The sequence below is a fragment of the Kitasatospora sp. NPDC098663 genome (genome assembly GCF_044760075.1).
GTDB lineage: Bacteria > Actinomycetota > Actinomycetes > Streptomycetales > Streptomycetaceae > Kitasatospora.
Window position 1 is genome coordinate 79931 of record NZ_JBIWAP010000029.1, and the last position, 24147, is coordinate 104077.

25 protein-coding genes and 1 riboswitch are annotated in these 24147 nt (G+C 74.8%); of the genes, 10 read left to right on the forward strand and 15 right to left on the reverse strand.

Annotated elements, in window-relative coordinates:
• The first annotated feature begins 68 nt into the window (after window positions 1-68).
• The 3 genes from ACIQVZ_RS28185 to ACIQVZ_RS28195 all read left to right on the forward strand — a co-directional run bounded on the left by ACIQVZ_RS28185 (window position 69) and on the right by ACIQVZ_RS28195 (window position 2724).
• Entirely contained in the window at window positions 69-1781 is a 1713-nt protein-coding gene (locus tag ACIQVZ_RS28185; RefSeq protein ID WP_402453681.1) for a pyruvate dehydrogenase, read from the forward strand.
• An 80-nt stretch (window positions 1782-1861) separates the two neighbouring features.
• Window positions 1862-2494, forward strand: coding sequence for an XRE family transcriptional regulator (locus tag ACIQVZ_RS28190; protein ID WP_350880552.1), 633 nt, complete (start codon window positions 1862-1864; stop codon window positions 2492-2494).
• Window positions 2495-2526: 32 nt separating this feature from the next.
• On the forward strand, window positions 2527-2724 hold the full coding sequence (locus ACIQVZ_RS28195) for a DUF6126 family protein (protein ID WP_350880550.1): 198 nt from the start codon (window positions 2527-2529) through the stop codon (window positions 2722-2724).
• A gap of 22 nt (window positions 2725-2746) precedes the next feature.
• On the opposite strand, the gene ACIQVZ_RS28200 is transcribed toward ACIQVZ_RS28195, so the two are convergent.
• The 3 genes from ACIQVZ_RS28200 to ACIQVZ_RS28210 form a co-directional block, all read right to left on the reverse strand.
• On the reverse strand, window positions 2747-4174 hold the full coding sequence (locus tag ACIQVZ_RS28200; RefSeq protein ID WP_402453648.1) for a PLP-dependent aminotransferase family protein: 1428 nt from the start codon (window positions 4172-4174) through the stop codon (window positions 2747-2749).
• A 50-nt stretch (window positions 4175-4224) separates the two neighbouring features.
• Complete coding sequence (locus ACIQVZ_RS28205; RefSeq protein WP_350880546.1) at window positions 4225-5145, reverse strand: undecaprenyl-diphosphate phosphatase; 921 nt, start codon at window positions 5143-5145, stop codon at window positions 4225-4227.
• Window positions 5146-5292: 147 nt separating this feature from the next.
• A complete protein-coding gene (locus ACIQVZ_RS28210; RefSeq protein ID WP_402453651.1) occupies window positions 5293-6105 on the reverse strand; it encodes an NRDE family protein in 813 nt (270 codons plus the stop codon).
• A gap of 243 nt (window positions 6106-6348) precedes the next feature.
• Here ACIQVZ_RS28210 and ACIQVZ_RS28215 point away from each other — a divergent pair, with 243 nt between their 5' ends.
• Both ACIQVZ_RS28215 and ACIQVZ_RS28220 read left to right on the forward strand, forming a co-directional pair.
• Window positions 6349-6834: a carboxymuconolactone decarboxylase family protein gene (locus tag ACIQVZ_RS28215; protein WP_350880542.1), complete on the forward strand. Its 486-nt coding sequence runs from the start codon at window positions 6349-6351 to the stop codon at window positions 6832-6834.
• A 20-nt stretch (window positions 6835-6854) separates the two neighbouring features.
• Window positions 6855-7679: an isocitrate lyase/phosphoenolpyruvate mutase family protein gene (locus tag ACIQVZ_RS28220; RefSeq protein WP_402453682.1), complete on the forward strand. Its 825-nt coding sequence runs from the start codon at window positions 6855-6857 to the stop codon at window positions 7677-7679.
• Between the two features lie 182 nt (window positions 7680-7861).
• On the opposite strand, the gene ACIQVZ_RS28225 is transcribed toward ACIQVZ_RS28220, so the two are convergent.
• The 11 genes from ACIQVZ_RS28225 to ACIQVZ_RS28275 all read right to left on the reverse strand — a co-directional run bounded on the left by ACIQVZ_RS28225 (window position 7862) and on the right by ACIQVZ_RS28275 (window position 18676).
• Window positions 7862-8119 (reverse strand): hypothetical protein, encoded by a 258-nt coding sequence (locus tag ACIQVZ_RS28225; protein WP_350880538.1) that lies wholly within the window; start codon window positions 8117-8119, stop codon window positions 7862-7864.
• Between the two features lie 43 nt (window positions 8120-8162).
• On the reverse strand, window positions 8163-9269 hold the full coding sequence (locus tag ACIQVZ_RS28230) for a cytochrome P450 (RefSeq protein WP_350880536.1): 1107 nt from the start codon (window positions 9267-9269) through the stop codon (window positions 8163-8165).
• Complete coding sequence (locus tag ACIQVZ_RS28235) at window positions 9233-10681, reverse strand: cytochrome P450 (RefSeq protein WP_402453654.1); 1449 nt, start codon at window positions 10679-10681, stop codon at window positions 9233-9235. Before ACIQVZ_RS28235 ends, ACIQVZ_RS28230 begins: the two co-directional genes overlap by 37 nt.
• Window positions 10678-11313, reverse strand: coding sequence for a GTP-binding protein (locus tag ACIQVZ_RS28240; protein WP_402453656.1), 636 nt, complete (start codon window positions 11311-11313; stop codon window positions 10678-10680). The genes ACIQVZ_RS28235 and ACIQVZ_RS28240 overlap by 4 nt, the downstream gene beginning before the upstream one ends.
• Window positions 11291-11638 carry a DUF742 domain-containing protein gene (locus tag ACIQVZ_RS28245; RefSeq protein WP_350880532.1) on the reverse strand — a complete coding sequence of 116 codons (348 nt, stop codon included), beginning with the start codon at window positions 11636-11638 and terminating at the stop codon, window positions 11291-11293. Before ACIQVZ_RS28245 ends, ACIQVZ_RS28240 begins: the two co-directional genes overlap by 23 nt.
• Window positions 11635-12048, reverse strand: a complete 414-nt coding sequence (locus ACIQVZ_RS28250; protein WP_063348307.1) for a roadblock/LC7 domain-containing protein — start codon at window positions 12046-12048, stop codon at window positions 11635-11637. Before ACIQVZ_RS28250 ends, ACIQVZ_RS28245 begins: the two co-directional genes overlap by 4 nt.
• Window positions 12032-13300, reverse strand: coding sequence for a sensor histidine kinase (locus ACIQVZ_RS28255; RefSeq protein ID WP_350880717.1), 1269 nt, complete (start codon window positions 13298-13300; stop codon window positions 12032-12034). Before ACIQVZ_RS28255 ends, ACIQVZ_RS28250 begins: the two co-directional genes overlap by 17 nt.
• Before the next feature lie 233 nt (window positions 13301-13533).
• Window positions 13534-15711, reverse strand: a complete 2178-nt coding sequence (locus ACIQVZ_RS28260; protein WP_402453658.1) for a SpoIIE family protein phosphatase — start codon at window positions 15709-15711, stop codon at window positions 13534-13536.
• Window positions 15712-15883: 172 nt separating this feature from the next.
• Complete coding sequence (locus tag ACIQVZ_RS28265) at window positions 15884-17014, reverse strand: PP2C family protein-serine/threonine phosphatase (protein WP_350880528.1); 1131 nt, start codon at window positions 17012-17014, stop codon at window positions 15884-15886.
• Window positions 17015-17215: 201 nt separating this feature from the next.
• Window positions 17216-17785, reverse strand: coding sequence for a TetR-like C-terminal domain-containing protein (locus tag ACIQVZ_RS28270; protein WP_350880526.1), 570 nt, complete (start codon window positions 17783-17785; stop codon window positions 17216-17218).
• Window positions 17786-17848: 63 nt separating this feature from the next.
• The gene (locus ACIQVZ_RS28275) at window positions 17849-18676 is read right to left on the reverse strand and encodes an alpha/beta hydrolase (RefSeq protein ID WP_350880524.1); all 828 of its coding nucleotides are present in this window, start codon (window positions 18674-18676) and stop codon (window positions 17849-17851) included.
• A 364-nt stretch (window positions 18677-19040) separates the two neighbouring features.
• Window positions 19041-19199, forward strand: a riboswitch (cyclic di-AMP (ydaO/yuaA leader).
• Between the two features lie 12 nt (window positions 19200-19211).
• On the opposite strand from ACIQVZ_RS28275, the gene ACIQVZ_RS28280 reads away from it, so the two are divergent.
• Window positions 19212-20048, forward strand: a complete 837-nt coding sequence (locus tag ACIQVZ_RS28280; protein ID WP_402453661.1) for a M23 family metallopeptidase — start codon at window positions 19212-19214, stop codon at window positions 20046-20048.
• A 60-nt stretch (window positions 20049-20108) separates the two neighbouring features.
• Here the strand turns inward: ACIQVZ_RS28280 and ACIQVZ_RS28285 are convergent, their stop codons facing one another.
• Complete coding sequence (locus tag ACIQVZ_RS28285; protein ID WP_402453664.1) at window positions 20109-21125, reverse strand: hypothetical protein; 1017 nt, start codon at window positions 21123-21125, stop codon at window positions 20109-20111.
• Between the two features lie 42 nt (window positions 21126-21167).
• Between ACIQVZ_RS28285 and ACIQVZ_RS28290 the strand changes: the two genes are divergently transcribed.
• From ACIQVZ_RS28290 to ACIQVZ_RS28305, 4 genes are all read left to right on the forward strand, one after another.
• Window positions 21168-21740 (forward strand): GNAT family protein, encoded by a 573-nt coding sequence (locus ACIQVZ_RS28290; RefSeq protein WP_350880518.1) that lies wholly within the window; start codon window positions 21168-21170, stop codon window positions 21738-21740.
• Between the two features lie 153 nt (window positions 21741-21893).
• The gene (locus ACIQVZ_RS28295; protein ID WP_350880516.1) at window positions 21894-22634 is read left to right on the forward strand and encodes a sensor domain-containing protein; all 741 of its coding nucleotides are present in this window, start codon (window positions 21894-21896) and stop codon (window positions 22632-22634) included.
• A 171-nt stretch (window positions 22635-22805) separates the two neighbouring features.
• Window positions 22806-23558: a hypothetical protein gene (locus ACIQVZ_RS28300; protein WP_402453667.1), complete on the forward strand. Its 753-nt coding sequence runs from the start codon at window positions 22806-22808 to the stop codon at window positions 23556-23558.
• Between the two features lie 36 nt (window positions 23559-23594).
• Window positions 23595-24056: a GNAT family N-acetyltransferase gene (locus ACIQVZ_RS28305; protein ID WP_350880512.1), complete on the forward strand. Its 462-nt coding sequence runs from the start codon at window positions 23595-23597 to the stop codon at window positions 24054-24056.
• The last annotated feature ends 91 nt before the right edge of the window (window positions 24057-24147 follow it).

Consider the following 24147-nt stretch of genomic DNA (forward strand, 5'->3'; position numbering starts at 1 on the left):
GTGCAGGTGTCCTGTGGCAGCCGGCGGCCGGTGATTGGAGAGCACCCGTGGCGAGCGTGGCCGAACAGATGGTGGAGGTGCTCCGGCAGGCCGGGGTCGAGCGGGTCTACGGCGTGGTCGGGGACAGCCTCAACCCGGTCGTGGACGCGATCCGGCGCACCGACGGCATCGGCTGGGTGCACGTGCGCAACGAGGAGGCGGGCGCCTTCGCGGCGGCCGCCGAGGCCGAGCTCAGCGGCCGGCTCGCGGTCTGCGCCGGCTCCTGCGGGCCCGGCAACACCCACCTCGTCCAGGGCCTGTACGACGCCCAGCGCAGCGGCCTGCCGGTGCTGGCGCTCGCCTCGCACATCCCGTCCGGGCAGATCGGCACCGGCTTCTTCCAGGAGACCCACCCCGAGCGGGTGTTCACCGACTGCAGCACCTGGTGCGAGATGCTCTCCACCCCCGCCCAGCTGCCCCGGCTGATGCGGATCGCCATCCAGCACGCGCTCGGCTCGCACGGCGTCTCGGTGCTGGCCTTCCCCGGGGACGTCGCCGCGCTCTCCGCCGCCGGGCCCACCGGGACCAGCCACTTCCTCACCGAGCAGGCCGTCGCCGCGCCGCCGTGGTCCCAGGTGCAGGAGCTGGCCCGGCTGCTCAACGCGGCCCGCAAGGTCGCCCTGTTCTGCGGCGCGGGGGTGCGCGGGGCGCACGGCGAGGTGATGGAGGCGGCCCGGGCCCTGAACGCGCCGGTCGGGCACTCGCTGCGCGGCAAGGAGTGGATCCAGTACGACAACCCGTACGACGTCGGCATGAGCGGCCTGCTCGGCTACGGCGCCTGCCACGAGGCGCTGCACTCCGCCGACCTGGTACTGCTGCTCGGCACCGACTTCCCGTACGACTCCTTCCTGCCGCAGGCGCGCACCGTCCAGGTCGACCACGACGCCACCCGGCTGGGCCGCCGCACCGCGCTCGAACTGGCCGTCCACGGCGATGTCGCCGCCACCCTGCGGGCCGTCCTGCCGCTGCTGGACGCCAAGCGCGACCGCGCCTTCCTCGACGAGATGCTGCGCAAGCACTGCCGCTCGCTGGAGGACGTGGTCGGTGCCTACACCCGGGACATCGAGAAGCACCTGCCGATCCACCCCGAGTACGTCGCCTCGGTGCTCGACGAGGTGGCCGCCGACGACGCGGTGTTCACCGTGGACACCGGCATGAACAACGTCTGGGCCGCCCGCTACCTCCAGCCGAACGGCCGCCGCCGGGTGATCGGCTCCTTCCTGCACGGCTCGATGGCCAACGCCCTGCCGCACGCCATCGGCGCCCAACTGGCCTGCCCCGGGCGGCAGGTGATCGCGATGGCCGGCGACGGCGGGATCGGCATGCTGCTCGGCGAACTGCTGACGGTGGCCAAGCACCGGCTGCCGGTGAAGACCGTCGTCTTCAACAACGGGGCACTCGGCATGATCAAGCTGGAGATGCTGGTCTCGGGCTACCCGGAGTACGAGATCGACAACGGGGACGTCGACTACGCGGGGATCGCGCGGGCGATGGGCATCCCGGCCAAGCGGGTGACCGAGCCGGCGAGGGTGCGGGAGGTGCTGGCGGAGGCGCTGGAACGGCCCGGCCCCGCCCTGGTGGACGTGGTCACCGACCCCAACGCGCTGTCCATCCCGCCGTACATCACGGCCGCCCAGCTGAAGGGCTTCGCGCTGGCGGCCGGGCGGACGGTGCTCTCCGGCGGGGTCGGGCGCATGATCGACCTGGCCCGCAGCAACCTGCGCAACATCCCGCGGCCGTAGCCGAGAAGGGGGACTCCGGGGCTTCTTGCCTCTGAGGCAAAATTCTTGCCCGAGGGGCACGGCGGGTGTCCACTGGTCACATGACCACCAGCCCGACCGGGGACGCCGCCCCGGGAGACCGGCTCGACGACCAGGAAGTGGCCGGCCTCGCCGCCCGCCTCCGGGAACACCGGCTCAGCAGCCGCCTGACCCTCGAAGTGGCCTCCGCCCGGGTCGGGCTCTCCCCAGCCTATCTGTCCCGGCTGGAGACCGGCCGCCGCCAGCCCTCCCTCCCCGTCCTGCTCGGCCTCGCCCGCGCCTACGGCACCTCCGTCTCCGGCCTGCTCGGCGAGACCATGGCCGAACCCGACCCGGTCGTGCGCGGGGGCGTCATCGAACCCGGCCGCGCCGGCGGCTGGGGCTATCGCAGGGCCGGCGCCCCCGGCCGGGCCATGCAGGCGCTGCGCGTCCACGTGCCCCCGGGCGTGCAGGACACGGTGGTCCGGGTCCACCCCGGCGAGGAGTGGCTGTACGTCCTGCAGGGCCGGCTCAAGCTGACCCTCGGAGACCGGGTCCACCGCCTCGACGTCGGCGACTCCGCCCACTTCGACTCGCTCACCCCGCACTGCATCGCCGCCGACGCACCGGACGGCGTCGAACTGCTCTTCGTCCACACCCTGCTGCAGAGCCCCGGCGGCGAACTCTGTCTCGGCGGCCCCGCAGCAACCCACTGACCCGACGTCAGAACCCTTGGAGGAGATCCCTCATGGCCGATCCCACCATCCCCGACCAGGCCGCCGCGGCCACCGCCCCGGCCGCTCCGACCCCCGCCCCGGTGACCGTCGACGCCGGCATCTCGGCCAACCGCCGGGTCGCGGTCCGCCTGGTGATCTACACCGCCGGCATCCACGCCTTCGCCGGCTTCATCATGCTGCTGTTCGAACTGGGCAACCGCAACAAGTAGTCCACCGGGGCGGTCGCGGCCCTCACCGCTCGCGCAGCAGCTCGCAGAGGGCGTCCAGCGCCGCCGGGAAGGCGTGCTCGGGCGGGGACGCGTAGCCGATCACCAGAGCGGGGTCGGCGTCCGGGTCGGCGGCCGACCGGTCGGCGAGGTGCCAGGACAGCCCTTCGAGGGCCAGACCGGCGGCCTCGGCCCGGGCCAGCAGCTCCGCCTCGGACGCCGAACCGGGCGGCAGCTGGAGAACGGCGTGCAGCCCGGCGGCGATCCCGGTGACCCGCACGCGCGGGGCGTGCTCGGCGAGCGCGGCGACCAGCCGGTCCCGCCGGCGCCGGTAGTGCAGCCGGCAGCGGCGGACGTGCCGGTCGTACGTCCCGGAGGTGATCAGCTCGGCGAGGGTCAACTGGTCGAGCACCGGGGACATCGTGTCGGCCAGCGTCTTCAACCGGGCCACCGGCTCGACCAGCGCGTCCGGCAGGGCCAGCCAGGCCAGCCGCAGGCCCGGCGCGAGGCTCTTGGCGGCCGTCCCGGCGTACACCACCCGCTCCGGGTCGAGCGCCTGCATCGCGCCGACCGGCTGCCGGTCGTAGCGGAACTCCCCGTCGTAGTCGTCCTCGACGACGTACCCGTCCCGCTCGCGCGCCCAGCGCACGGCGGCGGCCCGCCGGTCGGCGGCCAGCGGCGCACCGGTGGGGAACTGGTGCGCGGGGGTGAGCAGGACGGCCCCGCACCGGCCGTCGAGCCGCTCGACCCGGGCGCCCGCCCCGTCCAGCGGCACCGGGACGGTGGCCAGCCCCGCCGCCCGGGCGACGGCGTGCTGCGGCGGCAGCCCGTACTCCTCGACCGCGAGGGCGCGGTCCCCGCGCTCCCGCAGGGCGGCGCAGAGCAGGCCCAGGCCCTGGGAGACACCGGTGCAGATCAGCAGGTGGTCGGGGTCGGTGCGGACGCCGCGGACCCGCGCCAGGTAGTCGGTGAGCGCCCGCCGCAGCTCGATCCGGCCGAACGGGCCGCCGTAGCCGAAGGCCTCGTGCGGCGCGGTGGCGAGGGCCCGGCGGGCGGCGGCGAGCCAGGCGGTGCGGGGGAAGAGCGAGAGGTCGGGCCGCCCGGCCATCAGGTCGTGCCGGACGGCCCGCCGACCCGACGCCGGCCGGGCCGCCCGCCGGCTCCGGCCGGGCGCGGCCCGCCGGGCGACGGTGGTGCCGGAGCCCTGCCGGGAGGTGAGCCAGCCCTCCGCGGTGAGCTGCCCGTACGCCTCGACCACGGTGTTCCGGGCGACCCCGAGGTCCTCGCCGAGGGCCCGCGAGGACGGCAGCCGGGTGCCGGGCCCGAGCCGCCCGTCCTGGACGGCCTCGCGCAGCGCGTCCTCCAGGGCGGCTCGCAGCCCGGCCCCGGCGGCGCGCCGCTCGGTGAGGTCCAGGTGCAGGTCGCCGCCGAAGGAGGTCCAGGAGCTGCTCACGGGCCCGATTATCGCGCGGCCCGGCACCCTCGACCCGGGGTGAGGGCGGATCAGACCGACAGGTAGACCGCGCTGCCGACGCCGGCGAGGAAGCAGTAGAGCGCGAACGGCGTCAGGCTGCGGGTCTCGAAGTACTTGGTGAGGAAGCGCACCGAGACGTAGCCGGCGACGAAGGCGGCGATGCTGCCGGCGACGACCGGGCCGAGGACGGCGGAGTTCTCCGGCTTGAACAGCTCCGGCACCTTCAGCACGGAGGCGGCCAGGATGACCGGGGTCGCGAGCAGGAAGGAGAAGCGGGCGGCGTCCTCGTGGTGCAGGCCGCGCAGGATGCCGGCGCTCATGGTGACACCGGAGCGGCTGATGCCCGGGAAGAGCGCGAGGATCTGGGCGGCGCCGATCCAGGCGCCCTGGACGAAGCTGAGCCGGGCCAGACGGTGGTCGGAGGCGATCGCCGGGTCGAGGCCCGGTTCCTCGGCCGGCGGGGCGGCGTGCCCGGCCCGACGGCGGCCGGTGCCGCCGCGCTTGAGCCGTTCGGCGCCGAGCAGCACCAGCCCGTTGAGGGCCAGGAAGACGGCGGCCGGGACGGGCTTGCCGAGCGCGTTGCGCAGCGCCTTCTCCAGGGCGAGTCCCGCCACCCCGACCGGGATGGTGGAGATGATCAGCAGCCAGGCGAGCTTCTCGTCCCGGCTCTCGACCCGGCGGCGGCGGATCGAGCTGAGGAAGCCGCCGATCACCCGGACCCAGTCCTTGCGGAAGAACACCACCAGCGCGAACGCGGTGGCCAGGTGCAGGCCGACCAGGACGGCGAGGTAGGAGGAGCCCTCGGCGGTCATGTCGAGGTCCCGCTGGATCTTCCCGCCGATCAGGGCGGGGAGCAGGATGCTGTGGCCCAGGCTGGAGACCGGGAACAGTTCCGTCACACCCTGCAGCAGGCCGACGCCTATCGCTTCCGGGTAGGTCAGGGTGGACATCGCGCACCTTCGCTCGGGGGTCTGGATCCGGGGGAGCCCCGCGAAGCTACTACGGGCATGTAGACGCCCGGCAGCCCCGCCGCCAGAAGTTCATCGAGCGGACGTCTGGGCGCCACCGCTGTCGGTCGGCCGCCGGTCGGCAGCCGATCAGCCGCCGGACCGCGCCGCCGACCCGCCTCCGCCGAGCGGCACCCGCCGCCACGCCCCGCCGCCGGCGGGCACCGGCGCGGAGGCGAAGTCGTAGCGCGGCCCGTCCGGCCCGAGCGCGAGCAGCGAGATCGAGGAGGACCCCCAGATCCGCCCGTCGCCGAAGTCCCGCCGCTGGATCAGCGCCGCGTCGTCGTCCAGCGGCAGGCCGTCGCCCGCGACGATCGGCAGCCAGTCGCCCCAGGCCCGCTCGGCGGGCCCGTCACCGGTCGGCTCCGGCCGGGGCGCGGCGGCGAGGCGGGCCCGGAAGCGGTCGGCGCGGGCGGCCATCAGCGCGCGGATCCGCTCGGAGGCGGTCCGGTTGGCGGCCATGCCCTCCAGCCCGTCGTTGAGCACCACGCTGAGGCCGACCGGCAGTTCGCGCTCCTCCAGCCGGCCACCGCCCCAGCTGGCGACCCGGGCGCCGTCGGGCCGGACCAGGACGAGGTGGAACGGGTCGTACGGGGTGAGGTCGAGGTGGCCGATCCCGCCGTCCCGGACGGCGGTGAGCGGCAGTTCGCCACGGGAGAGCCGGGTGTCGGCGGGGGCGAGCGGCCCGAAGCCGTTCAGCAGGCAGGCGGCGGTCCGCCGCCCGGGGTCGACGGCCAGCCAGGTGCCGCCGGCGGCGAGGTCGAGTCCGCCGACCAGGGCCGGCCGGTCCGGCCAGTGGTGGTCCGGCGGCAGCCAGTCGCGCCCGAGGTACTCGTCCCGGACGGAGAGGAGCAGCACCGGCACGGCTGCCCCCGGTTCGATGCTGACGAACGCCGTACACACGATCGCGGCCCCCTGACCTCGCCCGGCGGGGGCACTCGTGGTGGCGCCCCCGCGGTCGATCCTCGCACTCCCGTTCGCGCGCCGGGAGTGCGCGTCCGCGCCCGGAGGCGCCGCCCGGGCCCTCCCTTTTCGGCCGCCGCCGTGCCACACTCGCCGCACGGCCGGGCGCACGCGAAGTGGCCCAGGATTCTGTGGTTCAAATGCACCAGGAAACGGGTCCACCAGGTCCCTAGGCTGGTGGTCATGACGACGAACGAGCACCAGCCGACCGAAGCGCCCGTCCCGGCCCCCGCCCAGCGCCTCGCGCTGCACACCCTGGCCCCCGACTTCTACCAGGCCATGATCGCGGTGGACCGCGCCTCCCGGAAGGGCATCGACCACACGCTCGCCGAGCTGGTCAAGGTGCACGCCTCGATGATCAACGGCTGCGCCTTCTGCATCGACATGCACAGCACCGACGCCCTGAAGGGCGGCGAGCAGGACCACCGGCTGCTCTCCCTCCCGGCCTGGCGCGAGACCCCCTGGTTCACCGCCCGGGAGCGGGCCGCGCTGGCCCTCACCGAGTCGGTCACCCTGCTGACCCAGGGACACGTCCCGGACGCGGTCTACGCCGAGGCCGCCGCCCAGTTCGACGAGACCGAGCTGGCCCAGCTGATCGCGCTGATCGTCACCATCAACGCCTGGAACCGGATCGGGGTGGCCTCCCGGCTCAGCCCGGCCGCCAAGTGAGGCCCGGGGGCATGGCAGGCATGGCGGACATGGCGGACACGGCGGTCGTCCAGCGGGAGAAGGCCCGGCTGCTCCGGGAGCTGCACCGGCCGGGCGAGCCGCTGGTGCTCGCCAACGTGTGGGACGCGGCGAGCGCCCGCCTGGTCGCCGCCGCCGGAGCGCGGGCGGTGGCGACGGCCAGTGCGAGCGTCTCCTGGTCGCTCGGCAGCCGGGACGGCGGCGGCGCCGACCTCGAACAGGTCCTCGTCCGGACGGCGCAGGTGGTCCGCGCGGTGGACCTGCCGGTCACCGCCGACCTGGAGGGCGGCTTCGCGCGGACCGCCGCCGGCGTCGGCGAGTCCGTCGCCGCGCTGCTGGCCACCGGCGCGGTCGGCGTCAACCTGGAGGACGAGGGCCGGCCGGCGGCCGAGGCCGCCGAGCGGATCGCGGCGGCCCGGGCGGCGGCGGACGCGGCGGGCGTGCCCGCCTACGTCAACGCCCGCACCGACGTGTTCCTGCACGGGATCGGCGCGCCGGAGGGCCGGCTGGACGACGCGGTGCGCCGGCTGCGGGCCTACGTCGAGGCGGGTGCGGACGGCGTGTTCGTGCCCGGTGTCGCGGACGAGGAGACGATCGCCGCGCTGGCCGCGGCCGTCCCGGTGCCGCTGAACGTGCTGGCGGGTCCGGGCGCGCCGTCCGTCCCGGAGCTGGCGAAGCTGGGCGTGGCCCGGGTGAGCCTCGGCCCCGGGCTGGCCGAGGTGGCGTACGCGGCGGTGCGCCGGGCCGCCGCGGAGGTGTACGCGAGCGGCACCTACACCGCGCTGGAGGGCGGGCTGACCTACCAGGAGCTGAACGGCCTCTTCTGAGCGGGCTTCTCGCGGTCCGTCCGGCGCTGAGCGGGCCCGGCGGCGCGGGCTGGACGGCGCCGGGCCGGGCGGCGCGGCTGGTCGCCGTACCCGGGCGGGCCCGGGTACGGCGAAGCCCCGGCTGCCGCCGACGGGGGCGGCAACCGGGGCGGTGCCCGGTGGGCGTGGTCGGCCGATCAGGGTCAGCCGATCTGACCGCTGAGCCCCGGGTGGGTCATCTGGTTGGTGCCGACGGCCTCCACCTCCTGGGCGGCGTGGCCGACCACCGGCAGCTTGCCGGCGGCGTGGATGGCGAGGTCGGCCGGGGAGAGGTTGAGACCGTCGGTGAGGCCCCCGGTGGCGTCCGGGGAGCTCGCGGTCTGGGTGGTGGCGGACGCCGCCGGGGCGGCGAGCGCGAGGCCCGCCATGGTGAGGGCGGCCAGGGTGGCGAGTTTCTTCATGCACTGCCGAACGACCCGGGCCGCCTTCAGGTAACCGGACGGCTCAGACCGTCACTCGCAGGGTTCGCACGCTGTTGCTGATGAAGGAGCCGATCGGCTCCGGCGCGTCGCCCTCGGCGAGGGCCAGCCCGGGGAACCGCTCGAACAGGTGCCGCAGTGCGGTCTCGGCCTCCAGCCGGGCCAGCCCGGAGCCGAGGCAGAAGTGCGGGCCGTGACCGAGCGACAGGTGCCGGTTGGGCCGCCGGGTGACGTCGAAGCGGTCGGCGTCCGGATGGTGCCCGGCGTCGCGGCCGGCCGCCGCGTAGGAGGCGAGCAGCGCCTCGCCGCGCCGGATCACCACGTCACCGACCTCGATGTCCTCGGTCGCGTAGCGCAGCGGGAACTGGCCGACCGGCGAGTCGTAGCGCAGCGTCTCCTCGACGACCGCCGACCACGGCTGCTCGCCGGAGAGCACCAGCCGCAGCTGGTCGGGGTGGGCGAGCAGGGCCCGGACGGCGTTGGTGATCAGGTTGAGCGTGGTCTCGTGCCCGGCGACCAGCATCAGCAGCAGGGTGCCGACAAGTTCGGCCTCGCTGAGCCGGTCGCCGGCCTCGCGGGCGGCGATCAGGTCGGTGGTGAGGTCGTCGCCGGGCGCGGCCCGCTTGGCCGCCACCACGGAGCCCAGCAGCGCGTACAGGGCCTGCTGCGCGGCGGCGGCCGCCGCCGGGGTGGCCGAGCTGGAGACCAGGGTGTCGGAGAGCTCGTGCAGCCTGTCCTGCTCGTCCAGCGCCAGGCCGAGCAGTTCGCCGATCACCTGCATCGGCAGCGGGTAGGCGAAGTGCTCGCGCAGGTCGAACGCGCCGTCCAGCTCGGCGACCCGGTCGAGCAGCGAGACGGTGCGGGCCTCGATCGCGGGTGCCAGGTCGGCTATTCGGCGCGGGGTGAAGGCCTGGCTGACCAGGCCGCGCAGCCGCCGGTGGTCGTCGCCGTCGGCGGTGACCATGCCGGGCACGGTGACGAAGTTGAGCAGCGGCCAGCCCTGGGGCAGCCGGCCCTCCCGGAAGGTCGTCCACAGCTGGGCGTTCTTGCCCACCCGGTGGTCGGCGAGCAGCGCCTGGAGGGTGTCGTGGTGGGTTATCGCCCAGACCACCACCCCGCCAGGGAGCTCCACCAGGACCGCGGGGCCGGCCGCCCGGAGGCGTGCGTTCTCCTGGTGCTGGTCGCGTCCGAAGGGGTCGAGTCTGACGGGCTCGGGTCGGGTGTCGACGGCGGTGTCCATGCGGGCCTCTCGGGGGCTTGCGGGCGGGGCGGGGTGAAGGCGCTGTACAGCACCGGCAGGCCGAGCAGGGCCCGTGACCACGGGGACGGGCGCCATCCCAGGTCGCCGGCGGGGACGGCGAGCTGGAGATCGGGCAGGCGGTGCAGCAGGGTCTCGACGGCGGTCTCGACGATGATCCGGGCCGGGTGCTGGGCCGGGCAGACGTGCCGTCCGGCGCCCCAGGCGAGGTGGGCCCGGTTGCCGCCGAGCGAGCCCTGGGCGGCGGAGGCGACGCCCTGGGCGGCCGGGTCGGCGTTGGCCGCGGCCAGGCCGAGGACGAGCATGTCGCCGGCGCTGATGTACTGGCCGCCGAGGACGGTGTCGCCGGTGGCCCAGCGGCCGGGGAAGTTCTGCGTCGGCGGGTCGCGCCAGAGCACCTCCTCCAGCGCGTCGGAGACGGTGAGCCGCCCGCCGGTGAGGGTGGCCCGGAACCGGCGGTCGGTGAGCAGCAGCCGCAGCGTGTTGCCGGTCCAGTTGATGCTGGTCTCGTTGCCCGCGACCAGCATCACCACCAGGTGGTGCACGGCCTCCTCGTCGGTGAGCGCGGCCGGGTGGGCGAGCAGCCAGGAGGTGAGGTCGGCGCTGGGGGCGGTCCGGCGGCGCCGGACCAGGTCGACCAGGATCGCCTGGAACTCGGCGTTGGCGCGCACCGACTTGGGGCCGCTGTCCACGAAGTGGCTGATCAGCTCGACCAGGTGGGGCCCGGCCTCGCGGGGCAGGCCGACCAGCTGGGTGAAGACCAGCAGCGGCAGCGCGCGGGCGTACTGGGCGATCAGGTCGGCGGTGCCGTCCGGGCCCCAGCTGTCGATGAGGTCGTTGGCGCAGGCCTCGGTGGTCTCGCGCAGCTGGCGGTGGTCGATCTGGGAGAGGGTGTCCGAGACGGCGGAGCGCAGCCGCTGGTGCTCGGCGCCGTCCAGGTTGAGCAGGGTGGGCCGCCAGGAGGTCATCGGCAGCAGCCGGGAGTCGGGGGCCAGCCGGCCCTCGGCGGGCACCCGCCAGCGGCGCGAGTCCTTGGAGAACAGCGCCTCGTTGCGGGTGAGTTCGAGCAGTTCGGCGTAGCCGAGAACGAGCCAGGCCTCGACCCCGGGCTCCAGCTCGATCGGTGCGACCGGGCCGTAGCGCCGGCGCAGCCGGGCGTACAGGCCGTGCGGGTCCTCGGCGACGGCGGGGCCGTACAGCGGGGTCAGCGGGCCGCCGGTGGGCAGGCTGCCGCCGTGCGGGAACGGGCAGCCGGGGGAGGCGGTGCCGGGTTCGGGCGCGGTCATCCCTGGAGCTCCAGGATCGAGCTGCGGTGCAGGTGGTCGACGAAGTCGATCAGCAGGTCGTAGGACTGCCGCCGGTCGCGGGCGTCGCAGTGCAGGATCGGTACCTCCGGCAGCAGGTCGAGGGCGGAGCGCAGCTCCTCCTCGGGGTAACTCGGCGTGTCCGAGAAGGTGTTGACCGCCACGGCGAACGGGATGCGCTGCTCCTCCAGGCGGCCGAGCACGTCGAAGCTCTCGTCCGGGCGGCGCAGGTCGACCATGGCGATGGCGCCGAGCGCGCCGCGCGACAGGTCGTCCCAGAGCGGCCAGAACCGCTGCTGCCCGGGTGTGCCGAACAGGTACAGCGCGAGCCGCGGGTTGAGCGTGATCCGGCCGAAGTCGAGCGCGACCGTGGTGGTGGTCTTGTCGCCGCGCCCGGTGAGGTCGTCGATGCCGCTGCTGGCGGCGGTCATCGTCTCCTCGGTGCGCAGCGGAGTGATCTCGCTGAGGGAGCCGACCAGCGTGGTCTTGCCGACCCCGAACGGGCCGGTGACCAGGATCTTCACCGCGCCCTGGACCGAGGACGGCAGGTACCGCGGCTCGGCGGGCAGGTCGGCGGTGGCCCCGGGGGCTTCAGCGGAGTTGGCGGAGGCCAACGAGCACCTCTTCCAGAAGGGTTGCGGGCAGGCGTTCGGCCTGCGGGACGGGCGGGAGGACCTGGACGGCGCCGAGGTCCCAGAGGTCGCCGACCAGCACCTTGACGACGCCGAGCGGCAGCCCCAGGTGGGCCGCCACCTCGGCGATCGACAGCAGGCTGTGGCAGAGCGCGAGGATGCGCCGGTGCTCGCGGTTGAGCAGGGCGTGGTCGGGGAGCTCCGGCGGCTCGGGTAACGCGCTGACCAGGCTCTCGATGGCCAGCTCGGCCCGGGTGGACCGGCTGCGGCCACCGGTGATGACGTAGGGCCGGACCGGCCCGCTCACCGGTGTCCCCCCGCCGCGTGGTCGACCCGCGGCGGGCTGGTGAGGTGGCTGCCGATCCGTTCGACCAGGACCTGCATCTGGTAGGCGACCAGGCCGGCGTCCACGGCGTCGCTGGTCACCACGGCCAGGTGCGCGCCGGCCCCGGCGGCGACGATGAACAGGTAGCCGCCGCCGTACTCGATGATGATCTGGCGGGTGGCGCTGCCCGGCCCGCCGAACCCGGTCGCGACGCCGCGGGCCAGCGACTGGAGTCCGGAGCAGGCGGCGGCGAGCCGTTCGGCGTCCTCGCGCGCGATGTTCGCGCTGCGGCCGATCTCCAGGCCGTCGTTGGAGACGACGACGGCGTGCTGGACCTGCGGGACGTTGACGATGTCGGCGAGCATCCAGCCGAGATCAGGGGTGGTGGTCATGGAACTCTCCGGAGCGCTGGGGAAGTCGGGGGGAAGCGGGCAGGGAAGGGTCGTGCTGGGCCTGGGCCCGGGCGGCCGATCGGCCGCTGGCGGTGCCGGCCTGGAACATCGCCATGAACGCCTGCGCGTCCCGGGCCGAGCGGTACGGCGGGGCGGGCGGCGGCGCGGGAGAGGCGTGCTGGGCGGGGCGGGCGGCGCGGTCGCGTCGGTGGCTCCGGCGGGGCAGCGGCGGCGGGGTGTCGGCGGCCGCGGGGGGTCGGCCGGCCGGCGGGGTCTCCACCAGGGGGTGTCCGGCGGGGTGTCCGGTCGGCCGGAGGTCGGTGCTGAACGCCCGGTCGTCCGGTCCGAGGCCGGGGACGGTGGGCGGCAGCGGTTCGGTGAGCAGGGCGTTCGGCAGCATCACCACGACGCGGACGCCGCCGTACGGCGAGGGCGCCGAGCTGAGGGTGACCCGGAAGCCGTACTGCTCGGCGAGCCGGCCGACCGCGGCGAGGCCCAGTTGCGGCACCTCGCCGAGCCGGGAGACCTCCAGGCTGGTGCCGCCGGCGAGGGCGGCGGCGGCCTTGGCGACGGCCTGTTCCGGCATGCCGACGCCACCGTCGTCGATCTCGATGACGGCTCCGTTGTGCACCGGCATCAGGGTGACGAACACCTGGGTGCTGGGCGGGGAGTAGCGGGTGGCGTTGTCCAGCAGCTCGGCGACGGCGTGGATCAGCGCCTCGGCGGCGGCGCCGACCACCGCGGTCTCGATCCGGCTGCGGACCACCACCCGCTGGAACGGCAGGATGCGGGACTGGGCGCCGCGCACGACGTCCTCCAGCGAGACCGGCTCGGGCCAGTGGCGGCCGGCCCGCGCGCCGCACAGCACGGCCAGGGTCTGGGCCAGCCTGGCCTGTTGGGCGGCGGCGTGGTCGGCCTTGAGCAGGCCCTCCAGCAGCGCCGGGTCGTCGTGGGTGCGTTCCATCTCGTCGAGCAGGGCCTGCTGGTCGTGGGCCATGACGAGGATGCGGCGGGCGACGCTGAGGAAGGCCCGCTGGGTGGAGGCGGTGAGTTCCTGCTCCTGCTGGACGGCGGCCAGGTCGGCGCCGCGGCGGGAGAGTTCGGCGCCGAGCTGCTCCTGGAGCCGGGCGAGGTCGCGCCGCAGCCGGTCGGCGCGGCGGCGCTGGGTGACGGACACGGCGCGGTACCGGGCGGTGGCCACGAGGGCGAGGGCGGCGAGTACGCCGGTTGCCGTTGCGCACCACTGAGTCATCGTCACGCCGCGAATTCTAGGGTGATGATCCTACGAAGGTGTGAACGGATCTCGCCAAGTGACCGGATCTCGTCAATATCCAGTCAATACGGCGTCAAACCGGCGCCGTTCGACCGCGATCCGGACGGCCCGAGGACGTTCGTCCCCGGTGAGGCGCCTGCGGTGCGTCGTCCGGGCCGGGCGGGCGATGGCCGAGTCACGTCCTGGGATGTGTGGGGAACGTGCGCACGGTGTTACGGAAGGGGCGACGTCCGGTGCAGGAGCAACAGCGCCACGTCGTCCGGCCGGGACCGCCGCTCGGTCACGTTCAGCGTGAGCAGATCGGCCAGCCGCTCCAGCGCGGGCGCCGCGCCGGCCCGGGCCGGGCCGGTCTGCCGGGCCCACAGCTCCAGCCCGCCGAGCATCCGCTGCACCGACTCGTCGTAGTCCTCCTCGCGGTCCTCGACCAGCCCGTCGGTGTACACCAGCAGCGTCTCGCCGACCGCCAGCCGACCGGCCGTCAGCGGGTACGGCTGCCCCGGGTCCACGCCCAGCGGCGGCCCGCCCGGCAGGTCGAGCTCGACGGCCCTGCCGTCCGCGATCCGCACCGGCGCGGGATGCCCGGCCCGGGCCGCGGTCAGCGCGCCGTCGGCCGGGTCCAGGGCCAGGAAGAGGCAGGTCGCGAAGAGGTCGGTGTCCAGCTCGGTCAGCAGCCGGCTGGTCCGGGCCAGCGTGGCGGCCGGATCGTGCCCGTCCGTCGCGTACGCCCGCAGGCCGCTGCGCAGCTGGCCCATCACCGCCGTCGCCTCCGCGTTGTGGCCCTGGACGTCGCCGATCACCAACCCGATCCGGCCGTCCGGCAGCCTCAGCAGGTCGTACCAGTCGCCGCCGATCTGCATGCCCTCGGTGCTCGGCAGGTAGCGGGCGGCGCTGACGATCCCGGGCAGCCGGGGCAGGGTGCGCGGCAGCATCGCGCGCTGCAGCTCGGTGGCGCGGTGGTGGTGGGTGTCGTACAGCCGGGCCCGCTCCAGGGACTGCGCCAGGATCCCGGCGAAGGCCGAGTACAGGGTGCGGTCCTCCCGGCCGAACGCCCGCTCGGCGGAGAAGGTGATCAGGCAGGAGCCCACCTGCCGCCCGGAGGCGACCAGCGGCAGCACCGCCCAGGAGGCCGGGGTGAGCGGGCCGTGCCGGCCCCGGCCCGCGTCGGGCTCGCTGAACAGCGGGGCGGAACGGGTCAGCGCGTGCTGCATCACGTTCTCGGAGAGGTCCGCCAGCCGGGTCAGCTCGGTGCGCCTCGGCCCGCCGTACACGGTGTGCGAGACGGGCAGCAGCCGGCCCTCGTCCACCAGGTCCAGGACGATGCTGGCGGCGCCGAACGCCGGGCGGGCGACGTCGGTGACGGCGGTGGTGACGTCCCGGACGGTCACCGCCCGCGACAGCGACCGGGTGAGCGCGAGCAGCAGTGCCGTCCGGGCCCCGCCCGGGGTGGCCTGGTCCTCGGCCTGCTCCCGGGGGTGTTCCCGGTCCTGGCCCTGGCCCTGGGGCCGGCCCTGGTCCCGGTCGGAGAGCAGCCCGGCGACCCGGACCGGCCGGCCGTGGACGTCCAGCATCACCTCGCCGGTCTCCTCGATCCGCGCCACCCTGCCGCCCCCGCGCAGCACCCGGTACCCGATCCGGTACCACCCGCCGGTGGTGAGCGACTCGGCGAGCGCGGCCTGCACGTCCGGCAGGTCCTCCGGGTGGACGATCCGGTCCAGCTCCGGGGCGGAGCCGTCGGCGGTGGCGGGCTGCCCGGTGACCCGGAACGCCGCGGCGTCCCAGTAGCTCTCGCCGGTGACCAGATCGCGCTCGAAGGCGCCGTGCCCGGCCGCCCGGACGGCGAGCGACAGCATCGGGTGGGCCAGCCCGGCGGGGAGGCTCCCGGCCCCGTCCGGCGGCTCCCCGGCCGGATCCTGGGGTATCCGGGCGTCGGCGTGGTCGAGCAGGTGGGACAGCCGGTGGGCGCAGGCCTCGCCGATGGTCTCCAGGACGTCCAGGTCGCGGCGGGGGACGGTGCCCCGGTGGGCCAGCGCGAGGGCCAGGACGCCGACCGGCCGCTCGTCGACGACCATCGGCAGGGCGATCACGGCGACCATGCCGGTGCCCATGCCGGCGTTCTTGTTCGGGTAGTCCACGCTGGTGTGCTCGGGGCTGAGCAGGTACGGGCGGCGTAACCGCAGGGCCATCGCGGCGGGGAGGTCACCGGCCGGATCGACGATGCTGTAGCGCTCGTGGGCCCAGTCCGGCAGCCCGTGCGAGGCGGTCAGCCGGAGCATCCCGGCGGAATCCAGCAGGTAGAGCGCGGAACCCTCGCCGGTGATCCACCCCGGCCCCTCGGCGAGGACGGTGCCGAGCAGTTCGGCGGCGCTGGTGCAGCCGAGCAGTAAGCGCACGCAGCGCATGGGGCTGCGGGCGGTGGGACTGCTGCGCTGTGTCCGGCTCTCGTCCTCGGAGGGGGGAACCCACGGAGAGCTCAGGTCCATCGGATACCCGGCCTTTCCGCTCTCGGGGGGTGGGTGCCCTCTGGGTGCCCGAACGGGCACTTAATTCTTCATACCTTATTTCTCAAGCGGGTGCTGAAGCGGGTGAATGGTGGCCCAGACGGCGTACCAGGACCAGCGTCCGGTCGTCCGCCGCGTCCCGCGCCACCGTCCGGACCAGCCGCTCCGCCGCACCCCGGGTGAGCTGCTGCTGCGTCCGCCACGGCCGCACCACCGGCTCGGCCGCCGCCAGCAGCCGACCCACCCCCTCGTCCAGATCCCGACCCGGCACCTCCACCAGGCCGTCACTGAACAGCAGCAGCGAATCGCCCCGCCGCAGCCGCCCCGACACCGCCGGATACAGCGCGCCCGACACCAGCCCCAGCGCCGGGCCGCCGTGCCCCGACCGCGCCCAGCCGCCGCCGTCCGCTCGGCGGAACTGCGCGGGCGCCGGATGGCCGGCGTTGAACAGCAGGTAGTCGCCCGTCGCCGGGCGCAGCGCGAGGTGCACCGCCGTCGCGAAGTCGTCCTCCCAGCCCATCCGCACCAGGTGGTCGTTGGCCGCCGGCAGGAACGCCTCCGGCGGCACCCGCCCCAGCAGCATCGCGAACGCGCCCGACAGGTGCGTCGAGCGGGCCGCCGCCCGGCTGCCCTTGCCCGACACGTCCACCAGCAGCAGCTCCAGCAGATCCTCCTCGGGGCGGTGCGCGCACAGCAGGAAGTCACCCGAGAACGAGGTGTCGCCGGCCGGCGCCAGCGCACTGTCGAAGTGCCAGTCGAGCAGCCGCTCCGGGAGCCGGGCCAGCGTCCGGGTGTGCTCGGCCAGCTCCAGCAGCATCGAATCGCCCTGCGTTCCGCGCAGACCCAGCCGGTGCCGGAACCGGTTCGCGGCCAGCACCGTCACCGCGGTCGCGGCCAGTACCAGCGTCACCCCGATCCGCACCCCGAGCGGATCCCGCACCACCGCCCCCAGCACCCCGCCGGCCAGCGCCGCGCACACCAGCACCAGCAGCTGCCCGCGCCGCAACAGCAGCCCGCCGACCACCAGCGGCAGCACCAGCGCCGACGGCGGCCAGCTGTACGGCAGCACGATCGGCAGCAGGCTCAGCACCGCGGTCACCCCGAGCAGCACCCCCAGCGCGTACCGCGCGGCCCGGGCGTTCCCGTCCAGCAGCCGCAGGTACCACCGCCGCGCCCTCGCTATCGGTGCGGGCACGTGGACCTCCGCCAAGGGGTCGGCGGTCCCCTGTCATGACCACCAGTCAGCCCGGCCACACTAACCCGTCCGCCCCCACCGCCCCCAGGTCCGCTGCCTGCCCGCCGCACGGGAAGTCGGCCGGTCCGACTTCTCGCGCACGCCTCACCCGGTGCGCCGGCCGTTCGTTCGTCGTGGGGGGCCGGTGCGCCGGGCGGCGTCTCAGGGGGTGGGCCAGGTGCGCAGGCCGGTGGTGAGGAGGGTGATGAGGCGGCTCTGGGTGGTGGCCAGGTCTTCGGCGAGCTGGAAGCCGCCGCCGATGGAGAGGGAGGCGAAGCCGTGGGCGACGGAGCGGACGGTGCGGGCGGCGTGGATCGCCTCCGCGCCGTCGAGGCCGTACTCCCGCAGGACGGCGATGATCACCCCGACGAGCCGCCCGGCCGCGCGGGTGAGGTCGTCGTCCGGCTGCGGGGCCTGGGGGAGCGCGTTGTAGCGGTGCGGGTACTCGGTGGCGTACGCGTGGTAGGCGCGCAGGACGGTGGCGACGGCGTCGTCCCCGCTGCGGCCGACGGCGGCCTCGGCGAGCCGGTCGGCGAGTTCCTCGGTGACCCGGACGGCGATGAGCCGCCGCAGTTCGGCGAGGCCGCCGCTGACGTGCTTGTACAGCGACGGGGTGGCGACCCCGGCCCGGGCGGCGACGGCGGCCAGGGTGAGGGCCTCGGCGCCCTGCTCGTCGATGAGGGCGAGCGCGTGGTCGACGACCTGCTCGGGGGTGAGTCCTACTCGGGGCATGGTGCGGGCTCTCCGTCGGTGGAAGGGGGAAGGGGGAAGGGGGCTGAGGCGGGCGGGTGGGGCTCAGGCGAGTTCGGCGAGGAAGGGCAGCAGGGCGTCGGCGGTGGCCTGCGGGTTGTCTGCCATCGGGTAGTGCCCGGATCCGTCGATCATGACCTTCCGTGCGTTGAGCGCGGCGGCCTGCCGGTCGGCGACGGCTTCCGGCTTCGGGAAGTCGGGGTCCTCGCTGCCCATGATGACGAGCGAGGGGCAGCGGACGGCCGCGGTCCAGCCGATGGGCGCGGAGTCCCCGCCGACGTATCCGCGGGTGGCGGTCTTGCGGCCGGGGGTGCGCATGGCGGCGACGAGTCCGGCCACGTAGGCGTCGAAGTCGGCGGGCTTGGCGCCCGGGTAGGCCAGCTTGCGGTGGTAGAGGCCCCAGAAGGCGGGCGAGTGGACGGTCAGGAAGCCCATGACGCGCAGGGCGCCGCGCATGAGGGCGCCGGGCGGGGGGTTCTCGACGAAGGCGTCGACCAGGGCGATGCCGGCGACCCGCTCGGGGGCGTCGCCGGCGGCCTTGACGACCGTCGCGCCGGTGTAGGAGTTGCCGACCAGGACGGCGCGGTCGATGCCGAGGTGGTCGAGCAGGGCGAGGACGTCGGTGGCGATGGCGGCGGGGGAGTAGTCGTCCCAGACGATCGAGGATTCGCCGAAGCCGCGCAGGTCCATGGTGATGACCCGGCGGCCGGCGGCGGCCAGCAGCGGGCGGAGGTGCCGGTAGGCGGCGCGGGTGTCGAGCATTCCGGGGAGCAGCACGACGGGGGCGCCGTCGCCCTGGCGGGTGTCGTCGTAGGCGAGGCGGCCGCCGGTGACGTCGAGGTACTGGGTGGTGGGGGTGCTGGTGGCGTTCATGGTGGGCCTCCGGAGGGCTGCCGGTGCGGGGCTTCGGAGCGGGGCTTCGGTGCTGCCGCCGATAGCCATAAAGCTAAGACTAATAGCCTTAGCCGTCAAGTCCCTGCGTCCTCGCCGTCCCGTGGCGCGGGAGGTTGGTGAGGGGCGCCCGGGTGGCGGGTCGTCCGTTGACGTCCGATCACGTGAGGCGGCGTCAATGGTGTTCAAGCGTGCTCAAGGGGCCCAAGAGGGACAAAACGCCCTTCGCGCCTCAGAGCGCCCCGCCCGCCTCCGGTCGTCCCGGGCGAACGGCTTGGAATCAGGGCCTCCTAGGATTAACGTTTGATAACGCAGCGCGGTCCTCAACGCCGTACCCAGACGGCACCGTGCGCCGTCGCCTAATCCCGCCGACCGGCCTCCGGGCAGGTCAGGGAGCCGGGGAACCACGTTCCTTGGGGTGAATCGGCGGGGCTCCGGCCCGGCCGTAGGAGACCTTCCTGCTCCGAACCCGTCAGCTAACCCGGTAGGCGCGAAGGAAGGAAAGGAGCGCGCCTCCGTGGCGTCGACGCACACCCCGGCACACCCGGCCGGCCTCGCAGCAGCAGGCACCCGGCTCCTCGACCACCCCGGCCCGGACAGCCCCGAGTACGCGGGCCCGGAGGCCGAGACCAACCGGCACCGGATGCCGCGTCAGGTCCGCGGAACCTCCCCGCTGCTCGGCGTCACCGCCGTCGCCGCCACCCTGGGCGCCACCGGCTTCGCCTCCGCCACCCCGGCCGCCGCCCCGGCCATCGAGACCCCGGACGAGACCCCGGTCGCCCTCTCCGCCGACCCCGGCCTCGCGCTCGCCGCCCGCATCCAGCTGCAGGCCGACAGCCAGCGCACCGCCGCCGAGGAGGACGCCCGCGTCCAGGCCGCGAAGGAGGCCGAGGCCAAGGCCGCCGCCAAGGAGGCCGAGGCCAAGCGGGCCGCCGAGGAGGCCGAGCGGGCCAAGGCCGCCGCCCTCACCCTGCCGGTGCGCGACTACCACCTCACCGCCCACTACGGCCAGAGCGCCCGCTACTGGGCCCACCTGCACACCGGCCTGGACTTCGCCGCGGACACCGGCACCCCCGTCTACGCGGTCGGCCAGGGCACCATCACCTCGGCCGGCTGGTCCGGCTCGTACGGCTACCGGATCGTCGAGACCCTGCCCGACGGCACCGAGATCTGGTACTGCCACCTCTCCTCGATCATCAAGGGCTCCGGCAAGGTCGCCTCCGGCCAGCAGATCGGCAAGGTCGGCGCCACCGGCAACGTCACCGGCGCGCACCTGCACGTGGAAGTCCGCCCCGGTGGCGGCGCCCCCGTCGACCCGGAGACCTGGTTCGAGCAGCGCGGCCTCAACCCCTGACGCACCCGCGAAGCCCCGGCCGCCGGAACCAGAAGGCATCGCGGCCGGGGCTTCGCCGCGTCACTGCTGCGCAGGCTCCGCCGGGTCCGCCGGGTCGGCCGGGTCCGCCGGGTCGGCCGGGTCCGCCGGGTCCGCCGGGTCTGCCGGGTGCGCGTCGAACTCCTCCTGCGCAGGCCCCGCCAGCCCCTCCAGCCGCGCGTCGAACTCCTCCTGCGCCAGCCCGGCCAGGTACGCGTCGATCTCCTCCTGCCCCGGCTCCGGCGCGAGGTCCGGGAACTCCTCCACCAGCAGTCGCGGCAGCCCGGGAACCGTCCACTCCCCGAACAGGTCGAGCGCGGCCTCCACCGCCGCCTCCTCGAACGCCCCGAAGTCCCCGGCCAGTTCGTCCGGCATCGGCCGGCCCAGCGCGGTCAGCTCGGCCAGGTTGCGGTAGCTGCGCCGCATCAGGCCCTGCTCCAGCAGCCGGCGCGCGCCGTCGGTGGCCATGCCGACCGAGATCACCCGGGTCGGGCTCCAGCCCTGCTCGTCCACCTCGTCCAGCCAGCCGGTCTGCGCCAGTGCGGCGAACCTGGCCAGCCGCTCCTCCTGCGCCAGCTCCCGGAAGCCGGTCAGCCACTCCCGCACCGCCTCCGGATCCGCGACGTCCGCCCCGTACGCGTGCAGCAGCAGCGCGTACAGCCGGGGCCAGGTCACCAGGTCGGCGCGGCGCAGCAGCCCGGCCGCGACCTCGCCCTGCCACTCGGCCTCGGCGTGCAGCCGCTCCTGGCGCTTGGCGTTGAGCCGCTTGGCGGCCCGCTGGTGGTCGGTCAGCAGCCGGACGGCGGCGCCGTACGCCAGCGGGTCCGCCTCCGGTTCGGGTTGGACGTACAGGTAGAGCCGCTCGTACAGCAGGTGCTCCACCGCGTTCGAGGTCAGTTCGGGCCAGCCGTCGTGCATCCTGCCCTCGCCCAGCTCCAGCAGGGCCAGCACCGCGCGCAGCGGCGCTTCGGCCACCGGCGTGCGGTCCTCGTCCGCCGCCCAGGCGAGCAGGTCGGAGGCCCTGGTGCGCGGGGCGAGCCGCAGGTCTTCGTCGTTCATAGCTCGAACGGTAACCGCTGGCCGGGAGTAGGGTCGGCTGCCATGGTCCCCGTACGACTCACCGGCCCCCGGCTGGCCATCCGCGAGTATCACCACACCGCCGGCGACGTGGACGCGCTGTACGAGCTGTTCGGCGACCCGGAGGTCACCCGCTACCTCCCCTTCGAGCCGCGCGACCGCGAGACCTGCGCCGACCAGATCGAGCTCTACCTGGAGGAGGCGATGGCGCCGGAGCGGGACACCTACCGGCTGGCCGTCACCCGGCGCGACGACGCCGAGGACCCGGCGGACGCCACGCCGATCGCCCACGCCTCCCTCACCCTCGGCAGGCACCGCTCCGCCCACCTCGGCTACGTGCTGGGCCGCGACGTCCGGGGCCGCGGCTACGCGGGCGAGATCGCCGGCCTGCTCTGCGAGCTCTCCTTCGAGGCCCTCGGCGTGCACCGGCTGGCGGCCCGCGTCGACGTGGACAACGCGGCCTCCGTCAAGGTGCTGCTCCGGCTCGGGTTCCAGCTGGAGGGGCGGGTCCGACACGACCTGTACAAGGGCGGCGCCTGGTCCGACTCGTACCTGTACTCGCTGCTCGCCGACGAGTGGACCGGCGCGACCGGCTGACCTTTCGGCGCGGACCTGGGGGCGGGCCTGCCGGGTCAGGCCCGGGGGGGTTAACCCCACCCCCGATCCGCCAGGCCTCCGGATCCTCTCCGGTCCGCCGTTCGACCAGACTGATGTCATCAGCAGTCGAGAACGAGGGACCGGGGCCGGGACATGAGCATCAGCCGAAGCACGCAGGACCGCGAGTGGGACGTCCTCGGTGGTTACGGCGACGACCCGCGTCCCGCTCGGGCCCACCGGACCGAGGAGCCGCCGGCCGTCTGGCGGGCGCCGTTCTCCAAGCACTACTACCGCGAGATCGGCTACACGCTCACCGGCCTGCCGCTGTCGGTCATCGGTTTCTCCGTCTCGATCGTGCTGTTCTGCATGGGGATCGGCACCTTGATCACCGTCCTCGGCCTGCCCATCCTCGCCCTCCTGACCACCGTCGCCCGCGGCATGGGCCGGATGGAGCGGGCCCGGGTGCGCGGCATGCTGGCCCTGGACGTGCCCGCCCCGGCGCCGGTGCGCCAGACCCGACCGGGCACCTGGGGGGCGATCACCGCGCGGCTGGCGGACCCGGCCGGGTGGAAGGCCGCGTTCTACCAGGTGGTGATGTTCCCGTGGGCGGTCCTCAGCTTCGCCCTGTCGCTGGTGTTCCTGCTGCTCGGCTGGGCGATGGCGCTGTACCCGCTCTACCAGTGGGTCTTCCCGGCCTTCACCTCCTGGCGCGGGTACCGGATCTTCGACTTCTACGACAGCGACAACGTCCAGCACGTCTACTACGTCGAGGGGGCCTGGCAGATCGCCGGCTTCTCGCTGGTCGGGGTGCTGCTCATCATCCTCACCGCGCAGCTGGTCCGCGGCCTGACCAACGTGAACCGGGCCGCCGCCCAGGGCCTGCTCGGCCGCTGAACCCCGCGGGCCTCCCCGGCCCCGCCCGCCTCCCCGGCCCCGTCGGTCTCCCCGGCCCCGTCGGTCTCCCCGGCCCCGCCCGCCTCCCCGGCCCCGTCGGTCTCCCCGGCCCCGCCCGCACCCGGATGTGCTCCGGATGCGGGCGGGGCCGACCCGTGTTCGGATGGCCGGGTGGCCGCCGCACACACCCCCGCCGACCCGCGCGCCCTGGGCCGGGACATCCTGGTCACCTCCCGCCCGCTGGACGAGTACTGCGACCTGTTCGACCTCACCCGGGCCCAGCTCGCCGCGCTGCCGGGCCCGGTGCTGGACTGCCCGGGGGGTGCGGCCGGCCTGGCCGCCGAGGCGCGCCGGCTCGGCTGCCGGGTGATCGCCGCCGACCCGGCGTACGCGCTCCCCGCTCCCGAGGTCGCGGCCCACGCGCTGGCGGCCCGGGCGTCGATGGCCACCGCGATGGCCGCCCGCCCGCACCTGTACCCGTCACCGCGCTCCTGCCGGCCGGACCGCTACCTGCGCAGCTGGGACCGGGCCCGCCGGCTGTTCGCCGCCGACTCGGCCGCGCACCCGCAGCAGTACGTGGCCGCCGCGCTGCCGCGACTGCCGTTCGCGGACGGCGCCTTCGCGCTCACCCTGAGCGGCTACCTGCTCTTCGCCTACCCCGAACTGTTCGGCCCCGAGCGGCAGTTGGCCGCCCTGGTGGAACTGGTCCGGGTGACCTCCCCGGACGGCGAGGTCCGCGTCCAGCCGCTGCACGACGGCCACGGCCTCCGCTGCGGGCACCTCGACCCGCTGCGGTACGCGCTCGGTGAGCGCCGCGTCGCCAGCGAGATCCGCCGCTTCCCCCGCGCCGCGGACGGCCGCACCCGTCGCGTCCTGGTCCTGCGGGCCGCCGACCGCCGCCGCCGGTCCGCCGCCGAAAAGTAATGGTCTCTCCTGGTCAGCACCCCTATACTCGCCCGCATGAGCGAGACGACCATCAGGCGAGCCGGGGCGGCCGACGCCGACCGGCTCACCGAACTGATCCAAGCCTCCACCGCCTACCGCGGCGACTACGCGGCGATGATCGACGGCTACCGGGTCACCCCCGAGTACGTCGCCCGGCACGAGGTGTTCCTGGCCTCGGACCCGACCACCGACCTGCTGCTCGGCTTCTACGGCATGATCCGCGAACCGGCCGAACTGGACCTCATGTTCGTCGCCGACGAGGCCCAGGGGCTCGGCATCGGGCGGAAGCTGATCGCGGACATGCTGGAGCGCGCCCGGGCCGCCGGGATCGCCTCGATCAAGGTGGTGTCCCACCCGCCCGCCGAGGGCTTCTACCTCCAGGTGGGCGCCGAGCGCACGGGCACCCGCCCGCCGCAGGTCAAGACGCCCTGGGAGCAGCCCGAACTGCGCTTCACCGTCAAGGAGTTCAGCAGCTAGAAGGCTCCTGAAGATCTTGTTGGTGGAGGGGCTGTCCCGGTTGGGGACAGCCCCTCCTGCGTTATGTGGTGGTGGGGGTGATGGCCCAGGT